Genomic DNA, 26180 nt, shown 5'->3' with positions numbered 1-26180 from the left:
GACACTGAGCTTATTTAGGTGCACTTTACAATGCTGTCCCTATGCTGACGCAAGATTCATTCAAAAGCTGGCAACGATTCAAAATAGGTCTATCTATTTTCGTTGTTGGCGTCTTGCTGTTGTTTACCCTTAGCGAACTTCATGTCGCACTGCATTACCTCAGCCTTCTTATCTTGTTTATTGGCTTTACTATTGCCATGATGGGCTACTGGGGCATTTTCATTCAACGTTTCTCGTTTATGAAAAATAAGAAGCCGCCGCCTAAGTTTTGATTACTTCAGGCCCTACTCCATACCATCATGCTTCCCCCCTAGTTTAAACAAATTAGCTCGTACTAAACTTTCTCTGCGAACTTGATATTTCATCACGCTGCTGTTTCCCACTTCATTTATTTTCGCCAAGCGTTTGTTACGGCTGTAGTCCTAAATGCGTTTTATAGGTAGATTGGAGACTGTGCTATGTGTCATACAAAATAAAAGGAAGCTGTGGTGGATACAATAAAGAAGCTAGGCCTGCTCGGTGGAATGAGTTGGGAATCAACAGTAAGTTATTATCAGGCGATAAACCGTGGTGTAAACGCGCGACTTGGCGGTCTTCACAGTGCGCCACTTATGATAAGCAGTGTTGACTTTGCCCACATAGAACAGCTTCAGCATAAGGGCGAATGGGATAAAACCGCCGATATACTGATCCGCGAGGCAAAGCATTTAGAAGCCTCGGGCGCAAAAGCCATATTAATCTGTACCAATACCATGCATAAAGTCGCGGCTAACATAGAGCAGAATATCACTATTCCCCTAATTCACATTGCCGACGCCACAGGGCACATGTTGCGGCAAGACACAGTTAAAAAAGTTGGCCTACTAGGTACCCGCTTCACTATGGAACAAACCTTTTATACATCCCGCCTTGAAGAGACTTTTGGCATTGAGGTTGTTATTCCAAATGCACAACAACGAGACACGGTTCATAACATTATTTATGAACAATTATGCAAGGGCGTGATTTGTGTTGATTCTCGCAAGGCGTATATTGAGATTATTAACGCGCTAGCGGCCGAGGATGCTGAAGGCATCATTTTAGGCTGCACAGAAATTGCGTTATTAGTGCAACAAAACCACACAGAAGTTAGGTTATACGACACTACCGCTATCCATGCTTCTGCTGCGGTAGATTTTGCTTTAGGCCAATAAAGTAATAACAACAGAGCGTTGATAAAAAACGCGAGTAAACTAATTTTGATAAACGGGTATTGGCCCCACTATTTTCAGAGGACACAGCTATGTTCAGCCACGTTATGATTGGTGCAAATGATCTTGAAGCTTCAAAGAAATTCTATGATGCTATTTTAGGAGTACTGGGATACGAGCCAGGCGTTTTTGATGAATACGGCCGCGTGTTTTACTACACGCCCAAAGGTATTTTAGCCCTAACAAAGCCCATTAACGGCGAGGAAGCTACACACGGCAACGGCACTACGTTAGGCCTTGCTGCAGCTACACCAGACCTTGTAGATGAATGGCATAAGGTAGGAAGCGAGAATGGGGGTGTTCCATGTGAAGATCCTCCAGGTATTCGAGGGAATGGTGAACGCCAGTTATACCTTGCTTACTTGCGAGACCCTGCAGGCAACAAGCTTTGCGCCACGCACATAGTAAGGAAATAACCGATATGAAGCCTGCTCTACCAACCGAACTCTTTGTGCAGGCTACCCGCTTTGAGCGATCTGTTAAGGTTGTAATTAATTAGGTCAAAAAGAAGCGAAAAAGCAAAGGCGTTACTGTCTGGCAGCTATTTATACAATTACAAGTAACGTCTTTTCCCCTCCTGCACTATACATACTTGCTAAATGAATTAACCTTGAAGTAGTGAAAGCTCAGCTGACAGAGGGCATATGACACCTGAAGAAACTGGCAAGGCCTACGATACCATTACACACCTTTGGACTCGCGCCGAATTTAATAGTGAAAACGGCATTAGTGCTTATCAAAAAGCACTGTCATTTTTGCCTGACGCAACACCTAAAAATTGCGATACAGCCTCAAGTGAGTCGGTTGATGGAGGCTACGCGCTGGACATAGGTTGCGGCTGCACCAATCGTTTTGTTCCAATTATAGAAAGCGCAGGGTTAACTTACGAAGGCATTGATATTTCCAAAGATATGCTGGCCATTGCGACGTCGCATTTACCGTCTCATACCTTCTATTGCACCGACGTATGTACCTTTACATTACCTAAGCATTATTCGCTTATAAGTGCTTGGGATAGCTTTTGGCATATTCCCTTAGCACAGCAAGAGCACTTGCTTAAGAAGCTAATGAATCACCTAACTGACGACGGAGTACTGCTTTTTAGCTGCGGAGGTACAGATGGTAGTGGTCAACACACAAACAATGTGATGGGCCCAGAAGTCTACTACGCCTCGCTTGGACTACATAGATACATAGAAATATTAATGGAGGCAGGGGGGTTTGTTCGTCACGTTGAATTCGATCAGCACCCAGAACTACATACTATTATCATCGTGCAGAAGAAAGCTGGACAAAAGCGAGCCGTACAACAAAAAAGTGACAAAAGTACAGCAAATTGATGCATCAGGAAATACTCAGAGAGGCAGTATACTCCGCCCCCTTTCCCTTTCAATAAGGTCAGCGAAGCAGTCTTAAAACACTAGTTTTGCGTTGTTGCTAGCTCACCGCGCTTATCTAAACGATAAAAGCTCCAGGCCAATGTCACACCGCGGGCTAACAAAAAGGCAAGTAGGGCATACCAAAGGCTCACATTGCCCAAGTCTTGCGCGAGGTACCACACAGGGAAATACACCCCTAGCGCGCTTATTATCATAGTATTTCTCATTGCACTAGCTCGCGTGAGGCCAACAAATACGCCATCGTACAAAAAGCACCAATGCGCTAGTAAGGGCAGTAATACCATTAGGCTAAGGTAAGGTAGCGCAGCCTTTACTATGTCATTATGCTCGGTAAGCAGCGCAATAATGGCTTCGCCGCCAGCGAAAAATATCAGGCTATAGACAAGAGCAAAAACACTCGACCAGACTAGCCCTTGATAAGTACGGCGTTTAACCTCACCGTTATCAGACGCTCCTTTCGCTTCCCCTACCAGAGCTTCTACGCCATAGGCAATACCATCGAGCCCCAATGCAATTAAAACAAAAAACTGCATAAGTATGGCATTAACTGCCGCCGACGTTTCGCCGTAGCGGGCACCTTGAATTGTGAGAAACGCTAAGCAGCCTTGTAGTGCTAAATTACGTAGTAACATGTCACCGTTAAGTTTCATCAATACCTTTCGAGCTGCGCGGTTAAACCATGATGAACTCACCGCTACACCGCCAACGCGCTTAAACGCCACCACGAGCGCCATTATAGCCATGGTATATTCAGCAATAACGCTGGCTAGCGCCACGCCAGCTACAGACAAGCCAAGCCCGAATACAAACACAACATCGAGTCCGGCATTCAATAAATTTCCCACTATTTGAATAATCATGACGCTGCGTGTTTTTTGCTGCCCCACTAACCACCCAACCAATGCAAGGTTAAGCATGGCAGCAGGAGCGCCCCAAACCCGCGTCGAAAAGTAGTCTTGAAGGTGAAGGGCTACTTCATTATTAGGCTGCGTTAAGGTTAATCCTAAAGAAAGAATTGGTGATTGCAGAACAAGTACTACTGCACCCAACAGTAAGGCCACAGCCACCGTTTGCCACAATACTTTGGCAGATTCTAACATATTATTGGGTGAACCTTTCGCTTGTGCACTCAAACCTGTTGAGGACATGCGAAGAAACCCACACACCCAGTATATTTGCGTTAAGATAAGTGCGCCTACTGATGCCCCAGCAAGCATTGCAGGTAACGACATATGGCCCAAAACCGCGGTATCCACTAAGCCTAAAAGTGGCGTGGTAATATTCGCTAAGATCATGGGAAGCGCTAACGCCAACAGACGAGTATGATCGTCAAAAAAGGAGCGCTGAGTTACTTGGGCACGGGACATAAATGATCTCAAAAAGGGTAAGTTTCGCTATATACTATGCAGCCTATGCAGCAGCATAAGTAAAAAGCGCACTTGCTTGCTTAAGCATAACATTGGGCAAGTCGCGTTTGTTTGGGAGTTTACCATGCTATTGAATTTGATCAGGCACTCAGTGGATGATGATATGAAAACCAACAATTTAATGCAAAATAGAATCAAGCATCGTAAGCATTTGAAGGTCTTATCTTCAATGCTTTTTGGGGCTTTTAGTATGCTGTTTCTCTCGGCTAGTTTTGCTTCCACTTTAACTGAAAAGACCAGCACCAGTACGAAGGGCCTGAGTGAAAAAAGCACCAAGACTAATGTAAGCGCCACACCCAATGCCGCCATTTTACTTTATCATCATGTGTCTTCTTCCACACCAGCTAGCACTAGTATCTCCCCAGAGGCATTTAAATCTCACATGGAGTACCTAGACGCACACCACACTGTTGTGTCGCTCCAAGACGTTGTTTCAGCGATACAACACGACACGGCACTACCAGAAAAGGCAGTTGCTATAACGTTTGACGATGGTTACGCGAATATCTTACACAATGCTCACCCTATACTGGCAGACCTAGGTTTCCCGTACACGGTATTTATCAACCCTGATGAAATTGGCGTAGGCCCGCGACAGCTAACATGGGAACAAGTAATTGCTATGCATAACGACGGGGTGGTTTTTGCCAATCATACGTTAGACCACCTGCATATGCTAAATGGTGAGCAAGAAATGGGTGAGCACGTATGGCTTGAAAAAGTATGGCAAAACGTAGAAAGCGCTGAAAAGAAGATAGAAGACAAGCTGGATATCAACCTTAAATATTTAGCGTACCCATTTGGGGAGTACAATACGGCGCTCGCTAACAAGCTTAAAGCTGAAGGTTACATTGGCCTTGGCCAACACTCAGGGGCTGTAGGCCCAACTAGCGATATGCAAGCACTCCCACGTTTTCCAGCAGCAGGCCCTTACGCTAATTTGGCGACGCTGAAGACCAAATTAAATAGCCTTGCCATGCCAGTGACGCATAGCTCACATGAAAACCCTCGTATGATGACGCGAGCTCTGTCATCGCCTGTAAGCTTAACAATAGACAGTGAAGATGTTCGTCTTACCCAAGTAAATTGCTTTTTCGGGGGCGAAACAATTGAAACAAGTATTGAAGGCAATGTACTTTCATTTACCTTAAATAAAACACTTCCTGTGGGGCGTTCACGGGTTAATTGCACTGCGCCATCCAATTCACAAGCAGGGCGGTATTATTGGTACTCAACGCCTTTTTTTGTGGCAGATGAAAGTGGCAATTATCCTGACTAAGCAAATCAGAAATGTAGGTTTGGTATTAGTCTAGCGTGGGTCACGCGCGAGTTTTTTAGAGATAAAACTCGCGCTTACATAAGAAAACGTTTACTTAAACAGGCCGAGCAAAGCGAATAAAGCCTTTATTTATAGACTCTTCAACGAAATCATGACGTTGATAAAAACGGATAGCTGGCACGTTTGACACTTCAACATCAAGCACAAGCTTACGTTTCTTCAGTTGTTCCGCTCGCTCTTGCATGGAATCTATCAACATTGAGCCGATACCGGTACGTCGAGCACTCTCTTCAACTGAAAGATGACCAATCATAAGTTCCGTGTTAGTAGGCGGTGTAAGGTTTATAGCCACTGTCTGGTTTCGCATGAGCACCGTCATTGCCTCATCGAGGGTGAAGTATGAGGTTATGCTATCTAGTGTTGCCCTATCAAACGCGGCACCTAGTTTGCTATGCCAAGAGGTAACGACCCCAAGTACTTCATTTCCTGCTTGAGCTACCCAATGATTGTTGAAGCCATACTGACCACCACCCAATTCCCAAGCGTGAGAAAGGTAGCCATCGGCTGTTTTATTTTTATTGTGTCCAAAAATCGACGTTAATAACGTTTGCGCCGCACTTAATATAAGCGGCGTAGTATGCGCGGCATCAGACGCCACACCTTGCCTAATTTCTATTTCCATATTACTGCTTTGAGATAATTATCGGCATATCTGCCAATATTTGCTGGGAATCACTTATTGATAGCTTTCCTGGCTCTCTTTTTGGTTTAAATCTCCCTATCACCCTAGCTTCAGGGTCAACAAGTACGACAGATGCGCTGTGATCAATTAAATAGTTAGGGTTCTCGGTACTTTCAGCAATGGCATACATCATTCCTAAATTACGTACGAAAGGGAATAGAACCTTGTGTTCACCAGTAACAGCAATGAACTCTTTATTAAAATAGCTCACATACTCTGAGAGTCTTTCTATTGAATCGCGATTCGGATCAACGGATACAAATACAACTCGAATTGGTTTGACACTATTTAATGCTTTAAGTTCAGGGTATATTCCGTTCAGCTCGGCCATAGTTGTTGGGCAGATATCCGGGCAAAATGTATAGCCCACAAACAATAAGCTCCACTGGCCTTTTAGCGAGGAATTATCGAACACGTCACCTTCGTGAGACGTTAGTGAAAACGGTGATATTGCTCTTGGTTCAGGATACGCTTGAAAGTATTCAGGTTGACTTTCAACACTTGGAGGCGCGATGTAAAGCGCCCCGACAATGCCCGCACACAACGCTAAAAATGCAACAAGGCCGACAATAGTTCGTTGGTTCATAAACTCAATGGAATGTAGTGATCTAAGAGTAATACTACAAACAATACCATGAGATGAATAATAGAAAACCTAAAAGTTTTCATTGCCGTTTGTGGCTGCGCATCAAATTTTAGCTTTAATGCATAATATAAAAAGCCAATATTTAGCACGCTAGAGCCAATTAAATAAATAAGGTCACTCATGCCCGTGAGATAGGGAAGCAAACACACAAGCCCCAGCAACACCGTATACAACAACACCGAAGTTTTCGTAAATGAAACACCATGTGTTACCGGTAACATAGGCACCTTCGCTTTGGCATAGTCTTTTTCCCTATGAATGGCGAGCGCCCAAAAATGAGGTGGGGTCCAAGTAAAAATAATAAGTACCAACAGCAGCGCATGGGCATGTATTTCACCGGTTACCGCCGTCCAGCCTAGAAGTGGTGGCGCAGCCCCTGCCAAACCGCCAATCACGATGTTTTGCGGGGTCGCCCGCTTTAAGTACATAGTGTAGACAAAAGCGTAGCCTACTAAACTTGCTAGGGTTAACCACGCAGTGAGCATATTTACAAAAAGGGCCAGCACCACAAACCCTACCACGCCTAGCGCTCCGGCAAACCACAGCGCGTTGTTCACACTAACTTTGCCTTTCGCGACGGGCCGATTAAACGTACGAGCCATTACGCTATCTATTTTGTGGTCGACGACGTGATTAATAACAGCTGCAGATGCGGATAACATACCAATACCCAATAAGCCGCAGATGAGTACTGTTGCATTAACCCATGTAGGCGTGGCTAAACACATTCCTACTAACGCGGTTAACAACAGCAGCATGACCACATTGGGCTTAGTCATTTCATAGTAATCATGCCACGTGACTAGATTGTGCTGACGAGAAGAGCGCGCATGTAAAGAGACCGATTTAGCCATGGAAACCTCCTGGAGCTTTAGGGAGAATATGAGAAGACGTAGACCCGGTAAAAGGGTCATGCATAGAATTGTGCAAGGGCTCCTCTTGAATGCTATAAGCACCTGCACCCTGCAGTGATTTAGAACCTAAAAATGAAGCTGTGTTTTGTGTTTCAGTGCTAAGAGCGTTGGCGCTTTTTAGCGTCAGAAACACAGTAAAAATAAGGTTGAGTGAGGAAAGGAGTAATACGGCTGCTACCGCGTTATGCATTACGGCTACAGACAATGGCAGCATAAAGATAATATTGCTAAGCCCTAATGCCACTTGCGTACATAATGCTACCAACATAAAAGCACCCACATATTTTTGTTTATTTGTGGTGTGGCGGCTTACCAACACGCTAATTCCTAGTACCAGAAAATATAAAAAAGTGATGGCTGCGCCGAATCTATGCGCAATATGCATGGTGACTCGCTCGCCATAGTCGTGAGCGCCAAACTCATAGTTGTCTGCATCAGGCACGCTAAACGCGCCCGCAATGTCAATTCTGTCCGGCCACCCGCTTTCACAAACCGGCATATCCGTACAGGCTAACGCAGCATAATTTGCGGAAGTCCACCCGCCCAGTGCAATCTGCGTAACAAGCACGCCAAGCCCAATAAAGGCGAAAAGTTTAAGGTTTCGCTGAAATGCTCTAGCCCGAGGTAAGTCGGCAATGCCCTGGTCATGCATAGCTGACGTCAATGGCGACGGCTTAGTTTCCGGTGCATCGCCGGCAATGTGGCGCAAGCGAAGATAGAGAATAAACAAGCAGGAGAGTACAGAGAAGCCCCCAAGCAAATGCCCCATTACGACAACGGGAAGCAGGTTGAGCGTCACTGTCCACATACCAAGGGCCGCCTGAAATATAATGAGCCCCAAAAGCAATAGCGGTAATTTAACAGGCGTGCCTTTATCGCGCTGCCGAAGGGCGATAACCGCGATAGCCAGAACACATAGTCCTAATGTTCCTGCAAAGTAGCGGTGAATCATTTCATTCCACGCCTTAAATGCTTCAACTGGACGCTCAGGATAGGCGGCATTGGCTTGTGCCACCTTTTCTTCACTTAAGGGCACGGTTAAATTACCGTAGCACCCTGGCCAATCGGGGCAGCCTAACCCAGCATCGGTCAAACGGGTATAGGCACCTAAAATAATAACAACAGCCGCTAAGAATATACTGAATAGGGTTAACTTTTTCATAGCGCTTATCCTATGCGTGATAGCTTTAATAGTTTTCTCATGTCCGCTAGCATGTTGCGGCTTTCCATCACCGCGTCTTTTCTATCGTCTTGAATTTTGTAAAAGAGCATGGCGTTATTTTGGGTATCGACTACGTAAACACTGCTAGAAGCGAGCGTGGTTGGCGTTGTAATGGGTAAAGTCTCTACAAATGGGTAATCTTCAAGCGCGGCTATCGCAGCTTGGTCGCTTGACGCAGTAGTAATAACCACTGCCTGAGCGCGGTCAGACTCTTTGCCCAGCGCAAGCCAAACTTGGTTAATACTAAAAAGAGCGTTTTCACACACCGCGTCGCATTCATTTGGCATCACATAAATTAACCGCCATTTAGGTTCTGCATCTTTCAAAAGTGCTCTCATGTCGATTGTTGGTTCAAGCAGTTGACCTTTATTGGTAGCGCCTTTGGTAAACCAGTCGTTATCAAGTGCAAGCTTCGCCATGACAACAGGCAAAACAAACACGGCTACCATAATTATTAATGTTTTTTTCGAAGCTGGATTACTCATAACCACGTCCTTTCTTACTAATAGCAAAGCCACCAATGGCAGCGGCGGCAATGGCTAAACCAAACCATTGAATTGCATAGCCAAGATGCTTTTCGGGAGACATAACAACGGCCTGATGTTCGCGAATAAACGCAGGATCAGGCGTAGTAAGTTGAAGAATAAAAGGTAGAAATTTGCGCTCTAAGGCGTTGCTTAGTGCAGAGAACTCGATGTGTTGTACAAGCGCAGGGCTTTGTGACAATGCCATGTTAGTTTCCTTAACCAAGGGATTGTTACCCGGCACACTGATAACGCCTGTGAAAGCACGCATTTCGCTTGTAAAACTTATATCCGGTAAAGTACGGGTTAAGTCTGGCGCAGGCACCCAGCCAAAGTTCACTAAAAGCCATCCAACATTCGTATACACCGGTGCTAAAACGTCGAACCCCACCCGTTGCTTGTAAATCTGATTATCTAACAGCAGCACGTAATTGGAATCTATTGCACCACTGAACGACACAGTGATATCCCGAAGATCATCATGAGACAACGCCTCTTCTAAACTCAAGGTTCCATTACTTTGCTTTTGCGCTATGCTAGCTAAGCGTTGTTGCTTTTGGACCATGCGATCAAGTTGCCAATACCCTAAACCGCACATAATCGCCACACTAAAACCCGTGAGTAACCAAGGAATAACGTGGCGAGTGCGAGAGAACATAGCTATCTCGTACCATGCAAAGTTAAAATAAAAACAGAGGTGAGTATGTTGATAAAAATAGTCCTTGTTGCTCTTGTGCTGTATATGATTGTGAATTTATTCATGGCTATGCGCATCATGATAAAAAACGACACTTCAAAAGGGCCTATGAGTAAATATATTGGCCGACGTGTGCTCACCTCCGCCGTCATTGTTATTATTATTCTTATCGCAATTGGTACAGGCTTAATAACCCCAAACCCTAGGCCCTTTTAAGTTTGTGGGCTATATAGTTAAAGCACGTAAACAAAGAGGTAGAGCATGACCCACACTACATCTACAAAGTGCCAATACCAGCTCCCCGCCTGAAATGCGAAGTGGTTTTCCGGCGTAAAATGCCCCTTTAATACTCTAAAAAACAGAACTATTAGAATAATAGTGCCAAGGGTTACATGCATGCCGTGAAAGCCGGTGAGCATAAAGAAGGTGTTGCCATAAATGCCAGACTGAAGCGTTAGCCCCAAGTCGCGATAGGCGTGGATATATTCCTCAACTTGTAAAAACAAGAACCCGCACCCAAGTAAGATTGTTATGCCCAGCATTAGCGTTAATTGCTTGCGCTTGTTTTGTTCTAATCCTACATGGGCGAAATGCAGTGTAATGGATGAGATAAGCAAGATAACCGTGTTGATTGTCGGCAAGCCCGCAGCACTCATTTCTTGAGTGGTAGTGCCGCCTGGCGTTGACACCAGCGGCCACATGGCCTCAAAAGCAGGCCACAGTACTTCATTGGTCATGGCATTATTCGACGCACCGCCAAGCCACGGGACAGAGATAAACCTTGCGTAGTAAAGCGCACCGAAAAACGCGCCAAAAAACATTACCTCTGAAAAGATAAACCAGCTCATGCCTTGCCGGTAGGAGCGCCCAAGTTGATCGCTATAGAGCCCCGCCATAGACTCATCAATTTGGTTTTTAAACCAGCCTACAAGCATAACGAGTAATACTGCTATCCCAGCTAGAAGAATATAACCACCGTAGCCGGTTTCGCCTTTAGTTTCCTGCACAACAAAATTGCCCGCCCCAACAGCGATAAGAAATAGTGCAACAGCCCCTACAATGGGCCATGGACTTTGTGCGGGTACATAATATTTTTGGTATTCGTGATTCTGTACTTCAGATTGCATTTTCATCTCCTTACCCCTTCGGTCTATTCGCCAGTTGATGGTGTTGAGGCCATAAAGGGATTCGGTGTTGTCGTTAGGTCACTCGCTCGCGCTGTGACGTCATAGAGTGTGTACTGCAAGGTAAAAAACGTTATGTCTTCGGGTAGCTGTGGGTCTACGTAAAACTGCATAGGCATATAAGCCTCACTTCCCGCATCCAATGGCTGTTGATTGAAGCAAAAGCACTCAGTCTTATTAAGGTAGAGCGCCGCCATACCTGGGGAGACAGATGGAATGGCTTGGGCAACAATATTGCTTGATGCAGGGTTTCTCACATAAAACGATACGGTGTTCAATTCGCCAGGGTGTACTTTTACACGCTTGGTTTCAGCGCGAAACTCCCACGGCATACCGGTATTTGTGCGAGTAATAAACTCCACGGTCACTTCTCGCGACTCGTCAATCTCAACCGATTGATAAACTGCGGCGGTGCCCTCAGTTTTGCCATTGATTCCCGTAACGTCACAAAATACGTCATATAAGGGAACAAGAGCGAAGCCAAAGCCAAACATGCCGATGACAATAGCAACAAGCTTGATAACCATCTTGTTATTTGCACTTTGCTTTGACATCTCGCGACCTCCGGGCAAATTCAAAGGTAAAGGTTGTTAAACGTTTCTATAACCGCCTATTTACCCCACCATCTGCAATGTGTGAGTGTTATTCCAATCAAAATTGCTAAACAGTTGAAAAGAATGACCTACTCACAGTTCCACCTATCGTTACTTAACGACAGGTGGTGTTTCAAACGTATGGTATGGGGCAGGTGATGGGATTTCCCATTCCAACCCTTCGGCGCCATCCCAAACTTGAGCTGATACGGCTTCACCTTGCTTTTTACATGCCTTAATAAGCAAGGCTAAAAAGATGAGCTGAGATAAACCAAATGCAAAACCGCCTAAGCTTATCCATTTATTGAAATCAGCGAACTGCAATGCATAGTCTGGAATACGACGCGGCATACCGGCCAAACCAACAAAGTGCATAGGGAAGAACAACACATTCACCGACACCAAAGAGCACCAGAAATGCCATTTAGCTAAAGTTGTGTCGTACATTTTGCCGGTCCACTTAGGCAACCAGTAATACACCGCCGCCATAATAGAAAAGACCGCGCCAGTTACCAGAACATAGTGGAAGTGAGCCACAACAAAGTAGGTGTCGTGGTACTGAAAGTCCACGGGCGTGATCGCCAACATTAGCCCTGACAACCCCCCAATGGTGAACAACACAATAAAGGCAATTGCGAACATCATTGGCATTTCAAAGCTCAGCGAACCTCGCCACATAGTTGCCACCCAATTAAATACCTTAACGCCAGTGGGCACTGATATAAGCATGGTGGCAAACATGAAGAACATTTCCATGTAAACCGGCATACCTGTGGTGAACATGTGGTGGGCCCACACAACAAAAGAAAGTAGCGCAATGGATGCCGTGGCATAGACCATAGACGCGTACCCAAACAGCTGTTTTCTAGAAAAGGTAGGAACAATTTGGGAGATAATGCCAAAAGCGGGCAAAATCATAATGTACACTTCCGGATGACCGAAGAACCAGAAAATATGCTGGAACATGACCGGGTCGCCGCCACCAGCAGCATCAAAAAAGCTGGTGCCAAAGAACTTGTCTGTTAAAACCATGGTGACCGCGCCAGCAAGCACTGGCATTACCGCAATCAGTAAGAATGCAGTGATAAGCCACGTCCATACAAACAGCGGCATTTTCATCCAAGTCATGCCTGGCGCACGCATATTGAAGATGGTCACAATCACGTTAATCGCACCCATAATGGATGAAATACCCATGATGTGAACAGAGAACACAAACAATGCTGTCGAATCACCACTGTAAGTCGTAGAAAGGGGTGCGTAGAAAGTCCAACCGAAGGCAGGGCCACCACCTTCCATAAAGAGCGAGCTAAGCAGAATCAAAAAAGCGCCAGGTAAAATCCAGAAGCTCCAGTTATTCATGCGCGGTAACGCCATGTCAGGGGCGCCGATCATCATTGGAATAAGCCAGTTCGCGAGCCCCGTAAAAGCGGGCATTACTGCACCAAATACCATGATAAGTCCGTGTACCGTAGTCATTTGGTTAAAGAAGTTTGGCTCTACAATTTGTAGACCAGGTTGGAATAGTTCAGCGCGGATCACCATGGCCATCGCGCCACCAACTAAAAACATAATAAAGGCAAACCACAGGTAAAGTGTGCCAATGTCTTTATGGTTAGTGGTAAACAACCAGCGCGTTATTCCTTTAGGGATATGGTCGTGGTGTTCATGGTCATCATGCAGGTGATCGCCATGTACATGACCACCATTTACTTGACCACTGTGAGGCGCAGAGGTATCTGGCGAAATAACTTCAGTTGCTTTGCTCATTTGTCTGCTCCTAGTTTCCGTTTGCCACTGCATTGACGTCTTTGGCTTGGACCATATCACCAGTACTGTTGCCCCATGCATTGCGCTCGTAAGTTACTACTGCTGCAAGTTCCTTAAGGCTAAGCATTTTTCCAAACGCTTGCATAGCCGTTCCTGATTTGCCGTTAAGCACGATATCAATATGGCCTTGCTGATCTTCTAGCGCCATCTTGCTGCCTTTTAGTGCTGGGAATACGCCGGGTAGACCTTCACCATTTGGCATATGGCACGCCGCACAAGTTGCGTTGTAAACACGCTCGCCTTCTTTCATTAACTCATCCATCGACATATTCATGGAAAGAAGACGCTGTTCTTCTTCTTTTGCTTTGCGCACCATCTCTTCTTGTTCGCCCATCCATTTGTCAAATTCGGCGGGCTCTTTTGCAATAACTACAACCGGCATATAGCCATGATCTTTTCCACAAAGCTCTGCACATTGACCGCGGTAGACTCCAGGCTCATTGACCTTCGCCCAAGACTCGTTAATGAACCCTGGGTTAGCATCTTTTTTCACTGCAAAGTCTGGCACCCACCAAGAATGAATAACGTCGTCGGAAGTAATAAGAAAGCGCACTTTTTTCCCGGTAGGAATAACTAACGGACGATCAACTTCCAACAGGTAGTTGTCTGTTTTCTGAAATTTGTTCTCTATTTGTTCCCGCTGAGTAGCGAGTAAGGAATAAAACTCTACGTCGCTGTCCATATACTTGTAATGCCACTTCCACTGTGAACCTGTAACTACCACAGTCATATCAGGCTTAGATGTATCTTCCATTGCGATAAGAGTGTTTGCAGCAGGCACTGCCATGAAGATAAGAATAAGAAAAGGTATTACGGTCCAAGCAATTTCTACTTTCACGTTCTCGTGAAAATTAGCTGGCTTTGCACCACGAGACTTTCTATGCAAGTACATCGAGGCAAACATGACCCCAAATACAGCTACCGCAATGCCAACGCATATAAAGAACATCAGCATGTGAAGATCGTAAACCTGCCCACTGATGTCGGTTGCACCGCGTCTTAAATTGAGTGAAGAGGCTTCCTCACTCGCTTCTTGCGCGAAAAGCAAAGGTGTAAAAAGCAAAATTGGTATAGTAGAGCACCACTTTGCAAAAACGGTCGTTAATTGTTTCACTCAGCACCTCCGGAATGACAAGGCCAAAAACGCGAGTTAGTTTGCGCGGAGCCCTACCAAATGGTTTGCGAACGATTGACCCTTAACATCAGCTTGTAAACAAAGCATAGAGTCATTGTTATTATTTTGTTAATCTCTGTATAAGAATTGCGCAATAATGTCGCCCCGTCTAGTCTTTTCTGTTAAAAATTTAACGAAGCGGTTAATTTTTAACCATTTTATGTGGCAGGGTTACGTTACAATTTTGGTAGAGTGGGTATAAGGCGTGCTGGCGGCGCTTGAAAAATCAAACGCGCATTTTGAACGAGGTGTTGTTGAGGAGGAAGCTTTATTCGGTCATAAAATCAACAGTTAACACATCACTCGTCGTGTTTTTCAAACAAACTTTCATATAATAAATGTGCATTAGCCACTCTACTTTCGGGCTAAATAGCGTATATCTTTCGTACAATGGTGATGCCAGATTTCATAATTTTAAAACATACCAACAAACGCTAACCTAAGAAAATTAACTAAAATTTGGTACTAAAAGACACAAAAAAAGCGGCTAATGCGCCGCTTTTGATTGAAGATGCTAAAACCTTACATCCAGTCGGCGTTTCTTATAACACCCACGGCAATACCTTCTATAGCAAAAGGCTCGTTGGCAAGATCTACTTTAATTGGCGAAAACTCTTCGTTTTCAGCATGAAGTAGGACTTCACGACCGCGTTTTTCTAAACGCTTAACCGTAACGTCTTCATCCACCCGCGCCACAACTACCTGACCGTTGTGAACATCAGTCGTGCGATGCACAGCCAGAAGATCGCCATCTAAAATACCGATGTCCTTCATACTCATACCGCTAACACGCAATAGAAAGTCGGCTTGAGGTTGGAATAAGGCGGGGTCGACTTTGTAGTGCGACTCTACGTGCTCTTGCGCCAGAATTGGCTCTCCAGCCGCAACACGCCCAATCAAAGGCAGCCCATCTTCTTCTTGTACATCGTTATCGAGAGGGATGTTAAGCTTAATGCCGCGCGACGTACCAGGCAAAATTTCAATTACGCCTTTTCTCGCCAACGCTTTCAAATGTTCTTCTGCGGCATTAGCAGAACGAAAACCAAGTTCACGGGCAATTTCCGCACGGGTAGGCGGCATTCCCGTTTCCTGCATAGTTGTTTTAATAAGTTCAAGAACTTCAGTTTGTCGAGCTGTGAGTGGGCGCATAAAAGACCTGTCTGTTCATACAGTTCCTGTAAGTATATACACCTAAAAACAAATAACAAGCACTTGCCGCGTCTTTTACTATAGGCAATGCCCTCGCGACAAGTGTATTGCCTTAATTCCCATAGAAGCTTAAACGAAAGCGAATGCAAAAAACTAATTGAGTAATGCTAATGTTGCATTGCCAATACCTTTGGCGAGCCTTAATCTAAAAAGCTCTAGCTCAGTCCAAGAAACCCAGACGCTGTTGAACTTCCTTCGTAGCAACGAGTCAGTACAACATGAAAAGCGATGATATTGGGTTGTCGCGAGATTGTGATGCGATTGTGTTACACTTCACCCGTTTTTATTTCATAGGATTACATAATTCATGTCGTGGATGCGAAAAGCCCTTTTGTCGGTATTTCATTATCCTGTTAAGTTACTGGTTAAAGCCCACAGTATCCCAGTTAACGTTGAAACCGAATTAGGAATAGATAAAAGTAAACCTATTGTTTATCTACTTCCCACAAACTCAGTGACGGACCAGCTTGCACTGAGAATGTCGACCAAATCCCTAGGTTTACCAAGCCCGACGGATACGCTTACATTGGCGGGGCGAGAATATTCTTCGACGCTGTTTTTACGTAAAACCCAGCCTCTTTTTCGTTCGTCAGCCAAAGATACGGGAATTGAAGACGTTTTCACGGACCTTTTTCACTTACACAGAGACCATGAAAACCTCGACCTACAGGTAGTTCCGGTTTACGTAACGTGGGGCCGAGCTCCAGGGCGCGGAAACCCAGGATTGAGCGACCTTATTACTGAAGCCGCAGCGCCGAGTTGGCTACGCAAGCTCCTTATCGTACTGTTTTTAGGCCGAGATAACTTTATTAACTACTCTAAAGCGGTCTCTGCACGCGCCATGTCTAATCAACATGGTAGCGATCAAAGTATTGCACATAAGCTAGTACGCGTAGCAAGCACTCACTTTCAACGTAAACGCCAAAGCATGACGGGCCCTACGTTATTGGAACGCCAAGAGCTGAATAACAGTGTGTTGGGGTCTGATGCAGTGCGTCGCGCTATTGCAGAAGAGTCGCGCAGCAAAAAAGTCACACACGAAAAAGCAAAAGAGCGGGCTCAAACCTACATCACCGAGATCGCGGCAGATTACCGTGAGGGTCTAATTCGTTTTGGCGACAGACTGCTAACACGTATTTGGAACAAAATTTATAACGGCATTAGCGTAGGTCACGCCGACCGCATTCGGGAACTGGCTGCCAATGGTCATGAAATTATTTATGTGCCTTGCCACCGCAGTCACATGGATTACCTTTTATTGACCTACGTGATTTACCACGAAGGTATGGTAACGCCCCACATTGCCGCAGGTATCAACTTAAACTTCTGGCCCGTAGGTAAATTATTCCGCCGCGGAGGCGCATTTTTCCTCCGTCGAAGTTTTGCTGGAAACAAACTATACACCGCAGTTTTCAGAGAATACTTAGAGTTGCTGTTTAACAAAGGCTACTCAGTGAAATATTACCCAGAAGGTGGCAGAAGCCGAACCGGTCGTTTGATTCCTCCGAAAACGGGTATGCTAGCCATGACCATTCAAGCCATGCTTAAAGGGGTCAATCGCCCTGTAAGTATTGTGCCGGTTTACATTGGTTATGAAAACGTGATGGAAGTTAAAAGCTATTTGAATGAGCTTAAAGGTTCTAAAAAGAAAAAAGAGTCAAACCTTCAGGTTTTCTCGGCTATTCGTAAGCTTAAAAATTACGGCCACGGCTATGTGAACTTTGGAGAGCCTATTGCGCTTAACCAGTTCCTAGAGACCCATGTACCGAACTGGCGTGACTGTCGCGATGCAGAACCGGAGAAAAAGCCTGCGTGGCTGACACCTGCGGTTAATGAACTTGCCAACAATGTGATGACTCGTATTAATCGTGCCGCGGCATTAAATGGTATGGCGCTAACGTCATTGTGTTTACTATCTTCAAAAACTCAAACCATGAGCGAAGCTGAGCTAAAACAAGCAATTGGTGACTTTATAGACCTATTTAAAGCTGTTCCGTTTAGTGAAGATGCCACCATTCCGGACTCCTCGGCTGAAGAATTATTGCGTGATACGCTTAAACTTGATCGTTTCGATGTTAAAGAAGACGACTACGGGAGGCTGATTGGCCCTCAACCTAAGTCGGCTGTTTACCTTACTTACTATCGAAATAATATTTTACACTTATTTGCGATTCCAGGTTTGATAATGGCCTCTGTATTCGCAAAAAAAGGCACAACGAAAAACGAAATGCTTCAACTCATTGCGGCACTTTATCCATTGCTGCAAAAAGAGCTTTTTTTACATTTAACCCAAGATGAAGCGCTTGCCCATACCGATGCTTTAATTACCGCCTTGCTAGATAATGGTCTACTGCGTCAAAAAGATGGGGAACTGCTTCCGCCAGATGCGCACTGCAAGCAATTCCACTCAGCATGGCTATTAAGCCGCTGTATGCAGGAAACATTGCAGCGCTATGCCGTGGTGCTAACTATCCTCGATAAAGAAAAGGTTATCAGCCGCGGGGCACTAGAGCGAGAAAGTAAGCAAGTTGCAGAGCGTTTGTCGGTTCTTTACGGGCTAAGCTCACCCGAGTTTTACGACAAAAACGTACTATCTAGCTTTATTAGTGCGCTTAAGGAAAACCACTGGTTAGATTCTGAAAAGGATGGCAGCCTTAAGTATTCCGAAGAGTGCGAGGCTCTGCGCCAAGATGTTATGGCATTAATATGGCCTGAAATGATGCAGCATCTTGAGAACGTTGCGCTCAACAGAGCAGCCGATTAGCTTCTTTGTATCGCTAGTTTTTCTTTTAAAGAACAAAAAGCCCATGCTGTTGCATGGGCTTTTTTATACAGCTTAATTTTTCAAAGTCACGATAAAAAGTCAGCGTACGCTTTGATTGAGTTAGTAACTATCAAGCTTGAAGAAATGCCGCTTTGCAGCGCTCCCCGGTAAACCTTAGCTTAACGAGAAACAATACAAAGCGATAACTGGTTTGCCAAGCGCGCTTGCTCAGCTTTATTTTTTGACGGGTTGCGACAAGAAAAAACGATATGCCGGATTATCCGTTACTTCTTCTACCTTGTAGCCAAGCTCGGCAACGTGCTGGTTAAAGTCATCCCGGCTTTCTGGCGCAATATCAAAGCCAGCCAGTACCAAGCCTTCCGCAGCCCCATGGTTACGATAGTGGAACAAAGTAATGTTCCACTGTTCACCTAACGTGTTCAAGAAGTTCAGTAGTGCACCTGGGCGTTCCGGAAATTCAAAGCTGAACACTTGCTCGTTCAAAATGGTCGGCGGACGGCCACCTACCATATGCCGAACATGAAGCTTTGCTAACTCGTTGTCAGTTAGGTTAACGCAATCATATCCTTTACTTTCAAGATCGCTTTGAAGCGTCGCAAATTCTTGTTGACCGCCTTTTAGCTTAACCCCAACAAAAATATGCGCTTCGCTCTCACTTGCGTAGCGATAGTTGAATTCAGTAATCGCTTTTGCCCCAACGCACTCGCAAAACTGTTTAAACGCACCTTTAGTTTCAGGAATTTTAACGGCAAAAACGGCTTCTTTCTGCTCGCCTAATTCACAGCGTTCAGAAACATAGCGCAGGGTATGAAAATTGATGTTTGCGCCACATAAAATACCGCCAAGCTTTTTACCTTTAAGATCGTGTTGCTTGGCATATTTACGAATTGCCGCTACAGATAATGCACCGGCAGGTTCAGCGATAACACGGGTATCATCGAAAATATCCTTAATTGCCCCGCAAATTTCATCATTGGTAACCGTAATGGTTTCATCAACTAAACGGTTACACAGGCGGAAGGTTTCCTGACCCATGATTTTAACGGCAACGCCATCTGCAAAAATGCCTACACTCTCAAGCTCGGTAGGTTCGCCTTGCGCTCTTGCTTTAATAAAACAGGCCGATTCTTCCGACTCAACCGCAACAATTTTTATGCTCGGTTTTAACTGCTTTAGGTAAACCGCAATACCTGCGGCTAAACCACCACCGCCTACAGCTATGAACAAAATATCAAGGTTTGGGTTTTGCTCTAACAGTTCTCGTGCAACAGTACCTTGTCCGGCGATTACATCGGGGTTATCGAAGGGCGGAACAAAGGTATACCCGTGGGTATCACACAATGCTTTGGCATGGTTGCTTGCCTGGTCGAAGCTCGTGCCATGCAAGACTACATTTACGTTATCACCACCGAAACGACGTACAGCGTCCACTTTAATGTCAGGGGTGGTTTCGGGCATCACGATAGTTGCTTGAATGCCCTTCATTTTTGCACTGTATGCTAAGCCTTGGGCATGATTACCCGCCGATGCGCCAATTACGCCCGCTTGCAGCTGTGCTTCACTTAACGAACAAATACGGTTGTAGGCACCGCGTAGCTTAAAGCTTTTTACCGGCTGCTGATCTTCTCGTTTCAAAAAGATCTCGTTGCCAAGCTCCGCTGAAAGCAAAGACATATAAGACAGTTCACTGGCCACCGCCACATCGTAAACGGGAGCGAGTAATATCTTTTTCAGATACTCGTGGTCGCTAACGTGCTCGTTTTCCATTACAAGTCTTCCAACTTACTGACATCGCGCACTGCACCTTTGTCGGCACTGGTTGCCAGCGCGGCAAAGGTCTTAAGTGATGTAGACACTTCGCGCACGCGATTTTTCGGTTTCCAAGGCTTATCGCTTGCTTCCATTTTTGCACGGCGCTCGGCAAGTGCTTCATCAGAAATAACGATGTTGATGCTTCGGTTAGGGATATCTATTTCAATCTTGTCCCCGTCTTCAACTAAACCGATACCGCCACCGCTGGCAGCCTCCGGGGAACAGTGTCCGATAGACAAGCCGCTTGTCCCACCACTGAAACGTCCGTCGGTGACTAGCGCGCAGTGCTTGCCTAAACCTTTAGATTTCAAATACGACGTTGGGTACAGCATTTCTTGCATACCTGGACCACCGCGAGGGCCTTCATAGCGAATAAACACGACGTCACCGGCTTTTACTTCATCGCCCAATATGCCTGCCACTGCATCATCTTGGCTCTCGTAGATACGGGCAGTACCGTTGAATTTTAGAATAGATTCATCCACGCCAGCGGTTTTTACAATACAGCCATCTTCGGCCAAATTACCGTAAAGCACCGCTAAGCCGCCTTCTTGGCTAAACGCATTCTCGATAGAGCGAATACAGCCGTTTTCACGGTCATCGTCCGCGTCATCCCAACGGCAGTCTTGGCTAAAGGCTTTAGTAGTACGAATACCCGCAGGGCCTGCGCGGAAAAAGGTTATGGCGTCTTTGTTTTCAGGGTTAGTGATGTCCCAGTCGCTGATTACGTCAGTAAGCTGCTTGCCTAAGACGTGATTAACATCGGTATTTAGTAAGCCCGCTTTATTTAGCTCGTTCAAAATACCCAGTACGCCACCGGCACGGTGAACATCTTCCATATGATATTTAGGTGTAGACGGTGCCACTTTACATAAGTGAGGCACTTTGCGAGACAAACGGTCGATATCATCCATAGTAAAAGGCACTTCACCTTCCATTGCTGCCGCTAACAAGTGCAAAATGGTATTGGTTGAACCACCCATGGCAATGTCTAGGCTCATGGCGTTTTCAAACGCTTTAAAGTTAGCAATGTTACGCGGCAATACACTTTCATCATCATCGCCGTAATAGCGCTTACAAAGCTCAACAATTTGCCTGCCGGCTTGCTTAAACAAGCCTTCACGGTCGGCGTGAGTGGCTAGCATAGAGCCGTTGCCAGGCAGTGATAAACCTAACGCTTCGGTTAAACAGTTCATTGAGTTTGCAGTAAACATACCCGAACACGACCCACAGGTTGGGCAGGCAGAGCGCTCAATCTCATCAGTATCTGCATCGCTCACTTTGTCATCAGCAGCCGCTACCATGGCGTCGACCAAATCAAGTTTAATCAGCTGGTCTGAAAGCTTGGTTTTACCCGCTTCCATTGGGCCGCCAGATACGAAAATAACCGGCACGTTTAGGCGCATAGACGCCATCAACATTCCTGGGGTGATCTTGTCGCAGTTAGAGATACATACAATGGCATCAGCACAGTGTGCGTTCACCATGTACTCCACTGCATCCGCGATGATTTCGCGAGACGGAAGGCTGTAAAGCATACCGCTGTGACCCATAGCGATACCATCATCTACCGCAATAGTATTGAACTCTTTGGCGACACCGCCGGCTTCTTCCACGCTGCGCGCCACTAGTTGACCGAGGTCTTTAAGGTGAACGTGCCCAGGTACAAACTGCGTAAATGAGTTAGCAATAGCAATAATAGGCTTGCCGAAATCAGAATCTTTCATTCCTGTTGCACGCCATAGCGCACGAGCGCCGGCCATATTTCTACCTTGTGTGGTAGTTGCAGAACGTAACTTGGGCATAAATCCTTCCCGTTAATTTTAGGTGCTAGGGTGTAATGCTAGACCTTTATGTGAAACTTAAAAACAATGGTAAACCAGTAATGCTTTGGCTTGTATTCCAATACGCGCTGTTTTACTCAAAATTGCATGTCATACTGATGATGTATTAAATCATCTTAGGTCGTTCAAGCGAAGGGCGACAAAGCCTAACTGCTCACAGACCAGTAGCGCTTTGTTTTATATGATATCTTTGACTTACAATGCCGTATTCCTTTGGCATTATAAAAATGAAATGTTGTTCGTTAGGGGTTATGGCTTTACCCCTTAACGCAATGCGCGGCAAATCGCGAATTGGTATTGCGCAAAGAAATAGCATGAAACACACAGTTTGATCAAGTTTTTTGCGGTAGAAATAGCGAGTTATTAAGAGCAGTAGAAGGGTAGAAAGCATGTTCGATTGGTTTCACTGGTTAAACCTAGCAGGCGTTGCCGTGTGTGCAATTTCAGGCACCCTTATGGCTTATCAAAAACGCATGGATGGATTTGGCGTGGTAGTACTTGCCAGTGCTACAGCCATTGGCGGCGGTACGCTTCGAGATGTGATGCTAGATGTACCCGTGTTTTGGATTGCCGATACCGATTACTTGTACACCACGCTAATTGCCGCTTTTATCCCCATTATTTGGCTGCGAATAAGCCCACGTTTTCCTTTTCACTATCTGTTAATTGCCGATGCTTTTGGGCTTGCGCTTTTTAATGTAGTAGGCATAGAGAAAGCCCTAGCCAACGACACCAGCATGGCAGTGGCGGTTGCAATGGGAACCATTACAGGCGTATTTGGTGGGTTATTACGAGACGTTATCTGCCGCGAGGTACCGTTAGTACTAAATGGCGAGCTTTATGCGATGACCTGTATTGCTGGTGGAATTGTATATGGCATTGCGCTTGAATTTGACCTTGCTACCCAATGGTGCGGTATTGCAGCCCTTGCAACCACCGTATTGTTTAGGCTAGGCGCCATGCGCTGGCATTGGCAGCTACCTGTATTTTACAACGATCATCATTAGCATCTAACCTTCATTGCCGAGCAAGGTAATCAATGGCCTAGCTCGGTGAGTATTGGCGATAAATCCCGTCGTTAGTACAGTTACATCTTCATGCCACTCTCTCTAGAGTTTATGCCTAGTGCGTTAACTGTTTGGCCGCACCTGAGTTTTGAAATTTCAATTAGGCGAATAATGAGTACGTAAGAAGGGAGGGTGTTCACAATATGGGAATGGCTGTTGTTAAAACCTTTGCAGGGCAGGGGGTGTCTGCACCAGAGGTAAGTGTAGAAATTCACTTGGCTAATGGCCTACCTGCCTTTCAACTGGTCGGTATGGCGGAAACCAGTGTTAAAGAAGCCCGTGAGCGGGTACGCAGCGCGCTAATTAACAGTGGTTTTGAGTTTCCTGCCAAACGTATAACGGTTAATTTAGCGCCGGCGGATATCCCAAAGTTTGGCGGCCGGTTCGACCTTCCTATTGCCGTTGGTATATTAGCAGCCTCGGGCTATATATCTGATATTAGCTTACTTAATATTGCCTTTGTGGGCGAGTTAGCGCTAAACGGTGAGATTAAACCGGTTAACGGGCTGATTCCGGTGGTGATGACGGCAGCGAACGAAGATATTGCTCTAGTGTATCCGGGGGACAATGACGTAGAGGCTGCCTTGGTTTCCCACGCCACACGCTTTCCCGCCTTTGATCTTTTATCTGTTTACGAACACCTTACAGGTAACAAAAAGCTCGCCAAAGGTCAGCCTTTTACTTCGCATTCATCACGCAACTCTCCAACTGGTTGGGATGATATTATCGGTCAAGAACAAGCAAAACGGGCCTTAATTATTGCAGCTAGTGGGGCTCACAATTTATTGATGGTAGGCCCGCCCGGCACAGGTAAAAGCTTGCTTGCCAGCCGAATGCTGTCGCTATTACCGGATATGAGTGAAGAAGAAGCCTTGGAAGTTGCTGCCATTCACTCGGTGAAAGGCGAAAAACTAAATGCTGAACGGTTTCTAACACGTCACTTGCGCTCGCCCCATCATACCAGCTCTGCTGTGGCGCTTACCGGCGGTGGTTCTAACCCTGTGCCAGGTGAAATTTCGCTGGCCCACAACGGTATTTTGTTTTTAGACGAACTCCCCGAATTTGGCCGAAAAGCGCTTGATGTATTGCGCGAACCACTTGAAACTGGCGACGTGCATTTATCCCGTGCATCAGGAAGTGCAACCTACCCCGCAAATTTTCAGCTCGTAGCCGCCATGAACCCAAGCCCTACTGGGGATATTGACGACAACCGTCTAACACCTCAGCAGCAGCTTAACTACTTAAACCGTTTATCTGGCCCGCTGTTAGATAGAATAGATATACAAGTCGAGGTGCCTCGACTTCCAGACTACGACTTACCAGAGCGGGGTAATAGGCCTGACGACTCGTTACATGCAACGCGAGAGAGAGTCATTGCGGCACGTCATAAACAAGGGCTTCGGCAAGGCAAACCAAATGGTGCACTACATGCAGGTGAACTTGCCGACATTTGTTTGCTAGATGACGCAGACCTTAATTTTTTGCAGGCAGCAGCGAAACAACTCAATTTATCCATGCGCGTATTTCACCGCACGCTAAAAGTGGCGAGAACCATTGCCGATCTTGAAGAGGAAAAAGCCGTATCTAGGGCTCATATCGCAGAAGCGCTGGGCTACCGTGCCCTCGATAACCTTATAAAGCAGCTCAGCGCTAGCTAGGTGCAACTAATAATATAACTTAAGCGTGAGACTGCAAATTTAGCTGCATAAAGGCGTTAATAAGCGGCTCGTTTTGCTTATCTTGCAAGCAGCACAGACCAAGCGCGTAAGGCTCGATATCTTCAACCTGAATTTGGGTTACCGCATTGGCCATACTGGAGTGATCGAGCACCACCTTTGGCACAAAGCCCACGCCGCATTCTAGCGCAACCATACTTACAATAGCTTCGTTACCACCTACATAGGCATACACGTTAGGGCGAATACCGTGCTCGGCAAACCAGTGATAAGCGGTACGTCGCGTCGGCCCTGTTTCAGGCATTATCACCTGATGCTTGGTCCAATCTAGCTGACTTAGTTGAGTCAGTCGCCATTCCCTTGGCGCAATAAGAACCAAAGGTACGTTATCTAGGGCGGTGAAATGCAGGTCTGTTGGCATGTCAGGGGTGTAAATAGCAATAGATAGGTCGCATTGCTTGCTTTTGACTTTTTCAATAGCGAGGGCAGGGTCACCGGTTATTAGGCGTATATCAACCCCAGGGTGTTGCTGCCTAAACTGCCTTAGCATGGCGGGCAAATGGCTTTGACTAGCCGTTACCGAGCAAAATACGCTTAATTCCCCCTGAAGTGCATCGCTATCTTCTTTTAAATCAATTTTTAATTGCTGCCAATCAGCTAGCGCTTGTTTTGAGAAGGACAGTAGCTTGTGCCCGCTATGGGTGAGCGCGACTTTACGGTTATCTCGTTTGAACAAAGTACAGCCTAACTCGTCTTCAAGGCGCTGAATTACACGGCTTAACGTAGATGGCGATACATACATGGCCTCAGCGGTAACGCCGAAGTGTAGACTGGTAGCCAAGTGATTGAAGAGCTGTAGACTGCGAAAATCCATATACATTTCACTTTATGCAATATTATCTTGC

General features: G+C 45.8%; 24 protein-coding genes. 8 read left to right on the top strand and 16 right to left on the bottom strand.

The window, feature by feature from the left end; all coding sequences use genetic code 11:
• Nucleotides 1-89 precede the first annotated feature (89 nt).
• Nucleotides 90-227: a hypothetical protein gene (locus KL866_RS09360; protein WP_214994779.1), complete on the bottom strand. Its 138-nt coding sequence runs from the start codon at nucleotides 225-227 to the stop codon at nucleotides 90-92.
• Between the two features lie 261 nt (nucleotides 228-488).
• Between KL866_RS09360 and KL866_RS09355 the strand changes: the two genes are divergently transcribed.
• The 3 genes from KL866_RS09355 (at nucleotide 489) to KL866_RS09345 (ending at nucleotide 2590) form a co-directional block, all read left to right on the top strand.
• Entirely contained in the window at nucleotides 489-1193 is a 705-nt protein-coding gene (locus tag KL866_RS09355; RefSeq protein WP_081765861.1) for an aspartate/glutamate racemase family protein, read from the top strand.
• Between the two features lie 89 nt (nucleotides 1194-1282).
• Nucleotides 1283-1666 (top strand): VOC family protein, encoded by a 384-nt coding sequence (locus KL866_RS09350; protein WP_025257245.1) that lies wholly within the window; start codon nucleotides 1283-1285, stop codon nucleotides 1664-1666.
• A 228-nt stretch (nucleotides 1667-1894) separates the two neighbouring features.
• Nucleotides 1895-2590, top strand: coding sequence for a class I SAM-dependent methyltransferase (locus KL866_RS09345; protein ID WP_214994777.1), 696 nt, complete (start codon nucleotides 1895-1897; stop codon nucleotides 2588-2590).
• Between the two features lie 80 nt (nucleotides 2591-2670).
• On the opposite strand, the gene KL866_RS09340 is transcribed toward KL866_RS09345, so the two are convergent.
• Nucleotides 2671-4017, bottom strand: a complete 1347-nt coding sequence (locus tag KL866_RS09340; protein ID WP_214994775.1) for an MATE family efflux transporter — start codon at nucleotides 4015-4017, stop codon at nucleotides 2671-2673.
• Nucleotides 4018-4141: 124 nt separating this feature from the next.
• Between KL866_RS09340 and KL866_RS09335 the strand changes: the two genes are divergently transcribed.
• Nucleotides 4142-5356: a polysaccharide deacetylase family protein gene (locus KL866_RS09335; protein WP_025257242.1), complete on the top strand. Its 1215-nt coding sequence runs from the start codon at nucleotides 4142-4144 to the stop codon at nucleotides 5354-5356.
• Between the two features lie 94 nt (nucleotides 5357-5450).
• Here the strand turns inward: KL866_RS09335 and KL866_RS09330 are convergent, their stop codons facing one another.
• Genes KL866_RS09330 through KL866_RS09305 form a run of 6 tightly spaced genes read right to left on the bottom strand, consistent with a single transcriptional unit; the run spans nucleotide 5451 to nucleotide 10062 of the window.
• Nucleotides 5451-6038 (bottom strand): N-acetyltransferase, encoded by a 588-nt coding sequence (locus tag KL866_RS09330; RefSeq protein WP_025257241.1) that lies wholly within the window; start codon nucleotides 6036-6038, stop codon nucleotides 5451-5453.
• A gap of 1 nt (nucleotide 6039) precedes the next feature.
• The gene (locus KL866_RS09325) at nucleotides 6040-6684 is read right to left on the bottom strand and encodes an SCO family protein (protein WP_025257240.1); all 645 of its coding nucleotides are present in this window, start codon (nucleotides 6682-6684) and stop codon (nucleotides 6040-6042) included.
• Nucleotides 6681-7598, bottom strand: coding sequence for a heme o synthase (gene cyoE, locus KL866_RS09320; RefSeq protein WP_025257239.1), 918 nt, complete (start codon nucleotides 7596-7598; stop codon nucleotides 6681-6683). The genes KL866_RS09325 and cyoE overlap by 4 nt, the downstream gene beginning before the upstream one ends.
• Nucleotides 7591-8820 (bottom strand): heme A synthase, encoded by a 1230-nt coding sequence (locus tag KL866_RS09315; RefSeq protein ID WP_214994773.1) that lies wholly within the window; start codon nucleotides 8818-8820, stop codon nucleotides 7591-7593. Before KL866_RS09315 ends, cyoE begins: the two co-directional genes overlap by 8 nt.
• A 5-nt stretch (nucleotides 8821-8825) precedes the next feature.
• Nucleotides 8826-9365, bottom strand: a complete 540-nt coding sequence (locus tag KL866_RS09310; RefSeq protein WP_025257237.1) for a hypothetical protein — start codon at nucleotides 9363-9365, stop codon at nucleotides 8826-8828.
• Nucleotides 9358-10062 (bottom strand): SURF1 family protein, encoded by a 705-nt coding sequence (locus KL866_RS09305; protein ID WP_214994771.1) that lies wholly within the window; start codon nucleotides 10060-10062, stop codon nucleotides 9358-9360. Before KL866_RS09305 ends, KL866_RS09310 begins: the two co-directional genes overlap by 8 nt.
• Before the next feature lie 45 nt (nucleotides 10063-10107).
• On the opposite strand from KL866_RS09305, the gene KL866_RS09300 reads away from it, so the two are divergent.
• Nucleotides 10108-10317 (top strand): DUF2909 domain-containing protein, encoded by a 210-nt coding sequence (locus KL866_RS09300; RefSeq protein ID WP_025257235.1) that lies wholly within the window; start codon nucleotides 10108-10110, stop codon nucleotides 10315-10317.
• A gap of 17 nt (nucleotides 10318-10334) precedes the next feature.
• Here the strand turns inward: KL866_RS09300 and KL866_RS09295 are convergent, their stop codons facing one another.
• The 5 genes from KL866_RS09295 to lexA all read right to left on the bottom strand — a co-directional run bounded on the left by KL866_RS09295 (nucleotide 10335) and on the right by lexA (nucleotide 16031).
• A complete protein-coding gene (locus KL866_RS09295) occupies nucleotides 10335-11228 on the bottom strand; it encodes a cytochrome c oxidase subunit 3 (RefSeq protein ID WP_025257234.1) in 894 nt (297 codons plus the stop codon).
• A 23-nt stretch (nucleotides 11229-11251) separates the two neighbouring features.
• Complete coding sequence (locus KL866_RS09290; protein WP_025257233.1) at nucleotides 11252-11839, bottom strand: cytochrome c oxidase assembly protein; 588 nt, start codon at nucleotides 11837-11839, stop codon at nucleotides 11252-11254.
• A 150-nt stretch (nucleotides 11840-11989) separates the two neighbouring features.
• Nucleotides 11990-13648 (bottom strand): cytochrome c oxidase subunit I, encoded by a 1659-nt coding sequence (gene ctaD / locus KL866_RS09285; protein WP_025257232.1) that lies wholly within the window; start codon nucleotides 13646-13648, stop codon nucleotides 11990-11992.
• 10 nt (nucleotides 13649-13658) lie between these two features.
• Entirely contained in the window at nucleotides 13659-14822 is a 1164-nt protein-coding gene (coxB, locus tag KL866_RS09280) for a cytochrome c oxidase subunit II (protein ID WP_025257231.1), read from the bottom strand.
• Nucleotides 14823-15404: 582 nt separating this feature from the next.
• The gene (gene lexA, locus KL866_RS09275; protein ID WP_025257230.1) at nucleotides 15405-16031 is read right to left on the bottom strand and encodes a transcriptional repressor LexA; all 627 of its coding nucleotides are present in this window, start codon (nucleotides 16029-16031) and stop codon (nucleotides 15405-15407) included.
• A gap of 367 nt (nucleotides 16032-16398) precedes the next feature.
• Between lexA and plsB the strand changes: the two genes are divergently transcribed.
• Nucleotides 16399-18855: a glycerol-3-phosphate 1-O-acyltransferase PlsB gene (plsB, locus tag KL866_RS09270; RefSeq protein WP_214994769.1), complete on the top strand. Its 2457-nt coding sequence runs from the start codon at nucleotides 16399-16401 to the stop codon at nucleotides 18853-18855.
• Between the two features lie 234 nt (nucleotides 18856-19089).
• Here plsB and ilvA read toward each other — a convergent pair whose 3' ends face one another.
• The gene (gene ilvA, locus KL866_RS09265) at nucleotides 19090-20643 is read right to left on the bottom strand and encodes a threonine ammonia-lyase, biosynthetic (protein WP_214994767.1); all 1554 of its coding nucleotides are present in this window, start codon (nucleotides 20641-20643) and stop codon (nucleotides 19090-19092) included.
• Nucleotides 20643-22493 carry a dihydroxy-acid dehydratase gene (gene ilvD, locus KL866_RS09260; protein ID WP_214994764.1) on the bottom strand — a complete coding sequence of 617 codons (1851 nt, stop codon included), beginning with the start codon at nucleotides 22491-22493 and terminating at the stop codon, nucleotides 20643-20645. Before ilvD ends, ilvA begins: the two co-directional genes overlap by 1 nt.
• Before the next feature lie 428 nt (nucleotides 22494-22921).
• On the opposite strand from ilvD, the gene KL866_RS09255 reads away from it, so the two are divergent.
• Both KL866_RS09255 and KL866_RS09250 read left to right on the top strand, forming a co-directional pair.
• Nucleotides 22922-23539, top strand: coding sequence for a trimeric intracellular cation channel family protein (locus KL866_RS09255; protein ID WP_025257225.1), 618 nt, complete (start codon nucleotides 22922-22924; stop codon nucleotides 23537-23539).
• Nucleotides 23540-23742: 203 nt separating this feature from the next.
• Nucleotides 23743-25257, top strand: coding sequence for a YifB family Mg chelatase-like AAA ATPase (locus KL866_RS09250; RefSeq protein WP_025257224.1), 1515 nt, complete (start codon nucleotides 23743-23745; stop codon nucleotides 25255-25257).
• Nucleotides 25258-25276: 19 nt separating this feature from the next.
• Here KL866_RS09250 and ilvY read toward each other — a convergent pair whose 3' ends face one another.
• Nucleotides 25277-26149 (bottom strand): HTH-type transcriptional activator IlvY, encoded by an 873-nt coding sequence (ilvY, locus tag KL866_RS09245; protein WP_025257223.1) that lies wholly within the window; start codon nucleotides 26147-26149, stop codon nucleotides 25277-25279.
• Nucleotides 26150-26180: the final 31 nt, after the last annotated feature.

Origin of the sequence: Alteromonas sp. ALT199 (assembly GCF_018619335.1) — a bacterium.
Taxonomy (GTDB): domain Bacteria; phylum Pseudomonadota; class Gammaproteobacteria; order Enterobacterales; family Alteromonadaceae; genus Alteromonas.
This window is presented reverse-complemented; position numbering and strand designations above follow the sequence as displayed.

Coding starts and splice junctions, on each gene's coding strand:
- KL866_RS09350 (WP_025257245.1), top strand. CDS start 1,283: ATGTTCAGCCACGTTATGATTGGTGCAAATGATCTTGAAGCTTCAAAG.
- KL866_RS09345 (WP_214994777.1), top strand. CDS start 1,895: ATGACACCTGAAGAAACTGGCAAGGCCTACGATACCATTACACACCTT.
- KL866_RS09340 (WP_214994775.1), bottom strand. CDS start 4,017: ATGTCCCGTGCCCAAGTAACTCAGCGCTCCTTTTTTGACGATCATACT.
- KL866_RS09335 (WP_025257242.1), top strand. CDS start 4,142: ATGCTATTGAATTTGATCAGGCACTCAGTGGATGATGATATGAAAACC.
- KL866_RS09330 (WP_025257241.1), bottom strand. CDS start 6,038: ATGGAAATAGAAATTAGGCAAGGTGTGGCGTCTGATGCCGCGCATACT.
- KL866_RS09325 (WP_025257240.1), bottom strand. CDS start 6,684: ATGAACCAACGAACTATTGTCGGCCTTGTTGCATTTTTAGCGTTGTGT.
- cyoE (WP_025257239.1), bottom strand. CDS start 7,598: ATGGCTAAATCGGTCTCTTTACATGCGCGCTCTTCTCGTCAGCACAAT.
- KL866_RS09315 (WP_214994773.1), bottom strand. CDS start 8,820: ATGAAAAAGTTAACCCTATTCAGTATATTCTTAGCGGCTGTTGTTATT.
- KL866_RS09310 (WP_025257237.1), bottom strand. CDS start 9,365: ATGAGTAATCCAGCTTCGAAAAAAACATTAATAATTATGGTAGCCGTG.
- KL866_RS09305 (WP_214994771.1), bottom strand. CDS start 10,062: ATGTTCTCTCGCACTCGCCACGTTATTCCTTGGTTACTCACGGGTTTT.
- KL866_RS09300 (WP_025257235.1), top strand. CDS start 10,108: ATGTTGATAAAAATAGTCCTTGTTGCTCTTGTGCTGTATATGATTGTG.
- KL866_RS09295 (WP_025257234.1), bottom strand. CDS start 11,228: ATGCAATCTGAAGTACAGAATCACGAATACCAAAAATATTATGTACCC.
- KL866_RS09290 (WP_025257233.1), bottom strand. CDS start 11,839: ATGTCAAAGCAAAGTGCAAATAACAAGATGGTTATCAAGCTTGTTGCT.
- ctaD (WP_025257232.1), bottom strand. CDS start 13,648: ATGAGCAAAGCAACTGAAGTTATTTCGCCAGATACCTCTGCGCCTCAC.
- lexA (WP_025257230.1), bottom strand. CDS start 16,031: ATGCGCCCACTCACAGCTCGACAAACTGAAGTTCTTGAACTTATTAAA.
- plsB (WP_214994769.1), top strand. CDS start 16,399: ATGTCGTGGATGCGAAAAGCCCTTTTGTCGGTATTTCATTATCCTGTT.
- ilvA (WP_214994767.1), bottom strand. CDS start 20,643: ATGGAAAACGAGCACGTTAGCGACCACGAGTATCTGAAAAAGATATTA.
- ilvD (WP_214994764.1), bottom strand. CDS start 22,493: ATGCCCAAGTTACGTTCTGCAACTACCACACAAGGTAGAAATATGGCC.
- KL866_RS09255 (WP_025257225.1), top strand. CDS start 22,922: ATGTTCGATTGGTTTCACTGGTTAAACCTAGCAGGCGTTGCCGTGTGT.
- KL866_RS09250 (WP_025257224.1), top strand. CDS start 23,743: ATGGGAATGGCTGTTGTTAAAACCTTTGCAGGGCAGGGGGTGTCTGCA.
- ilvY (WP_025257223.1), bottom strand. CDS start 26,149: ATGGATTTTCGCAGTCTACAGCTCTTCAATCACTTGGCTACCAGTCTA.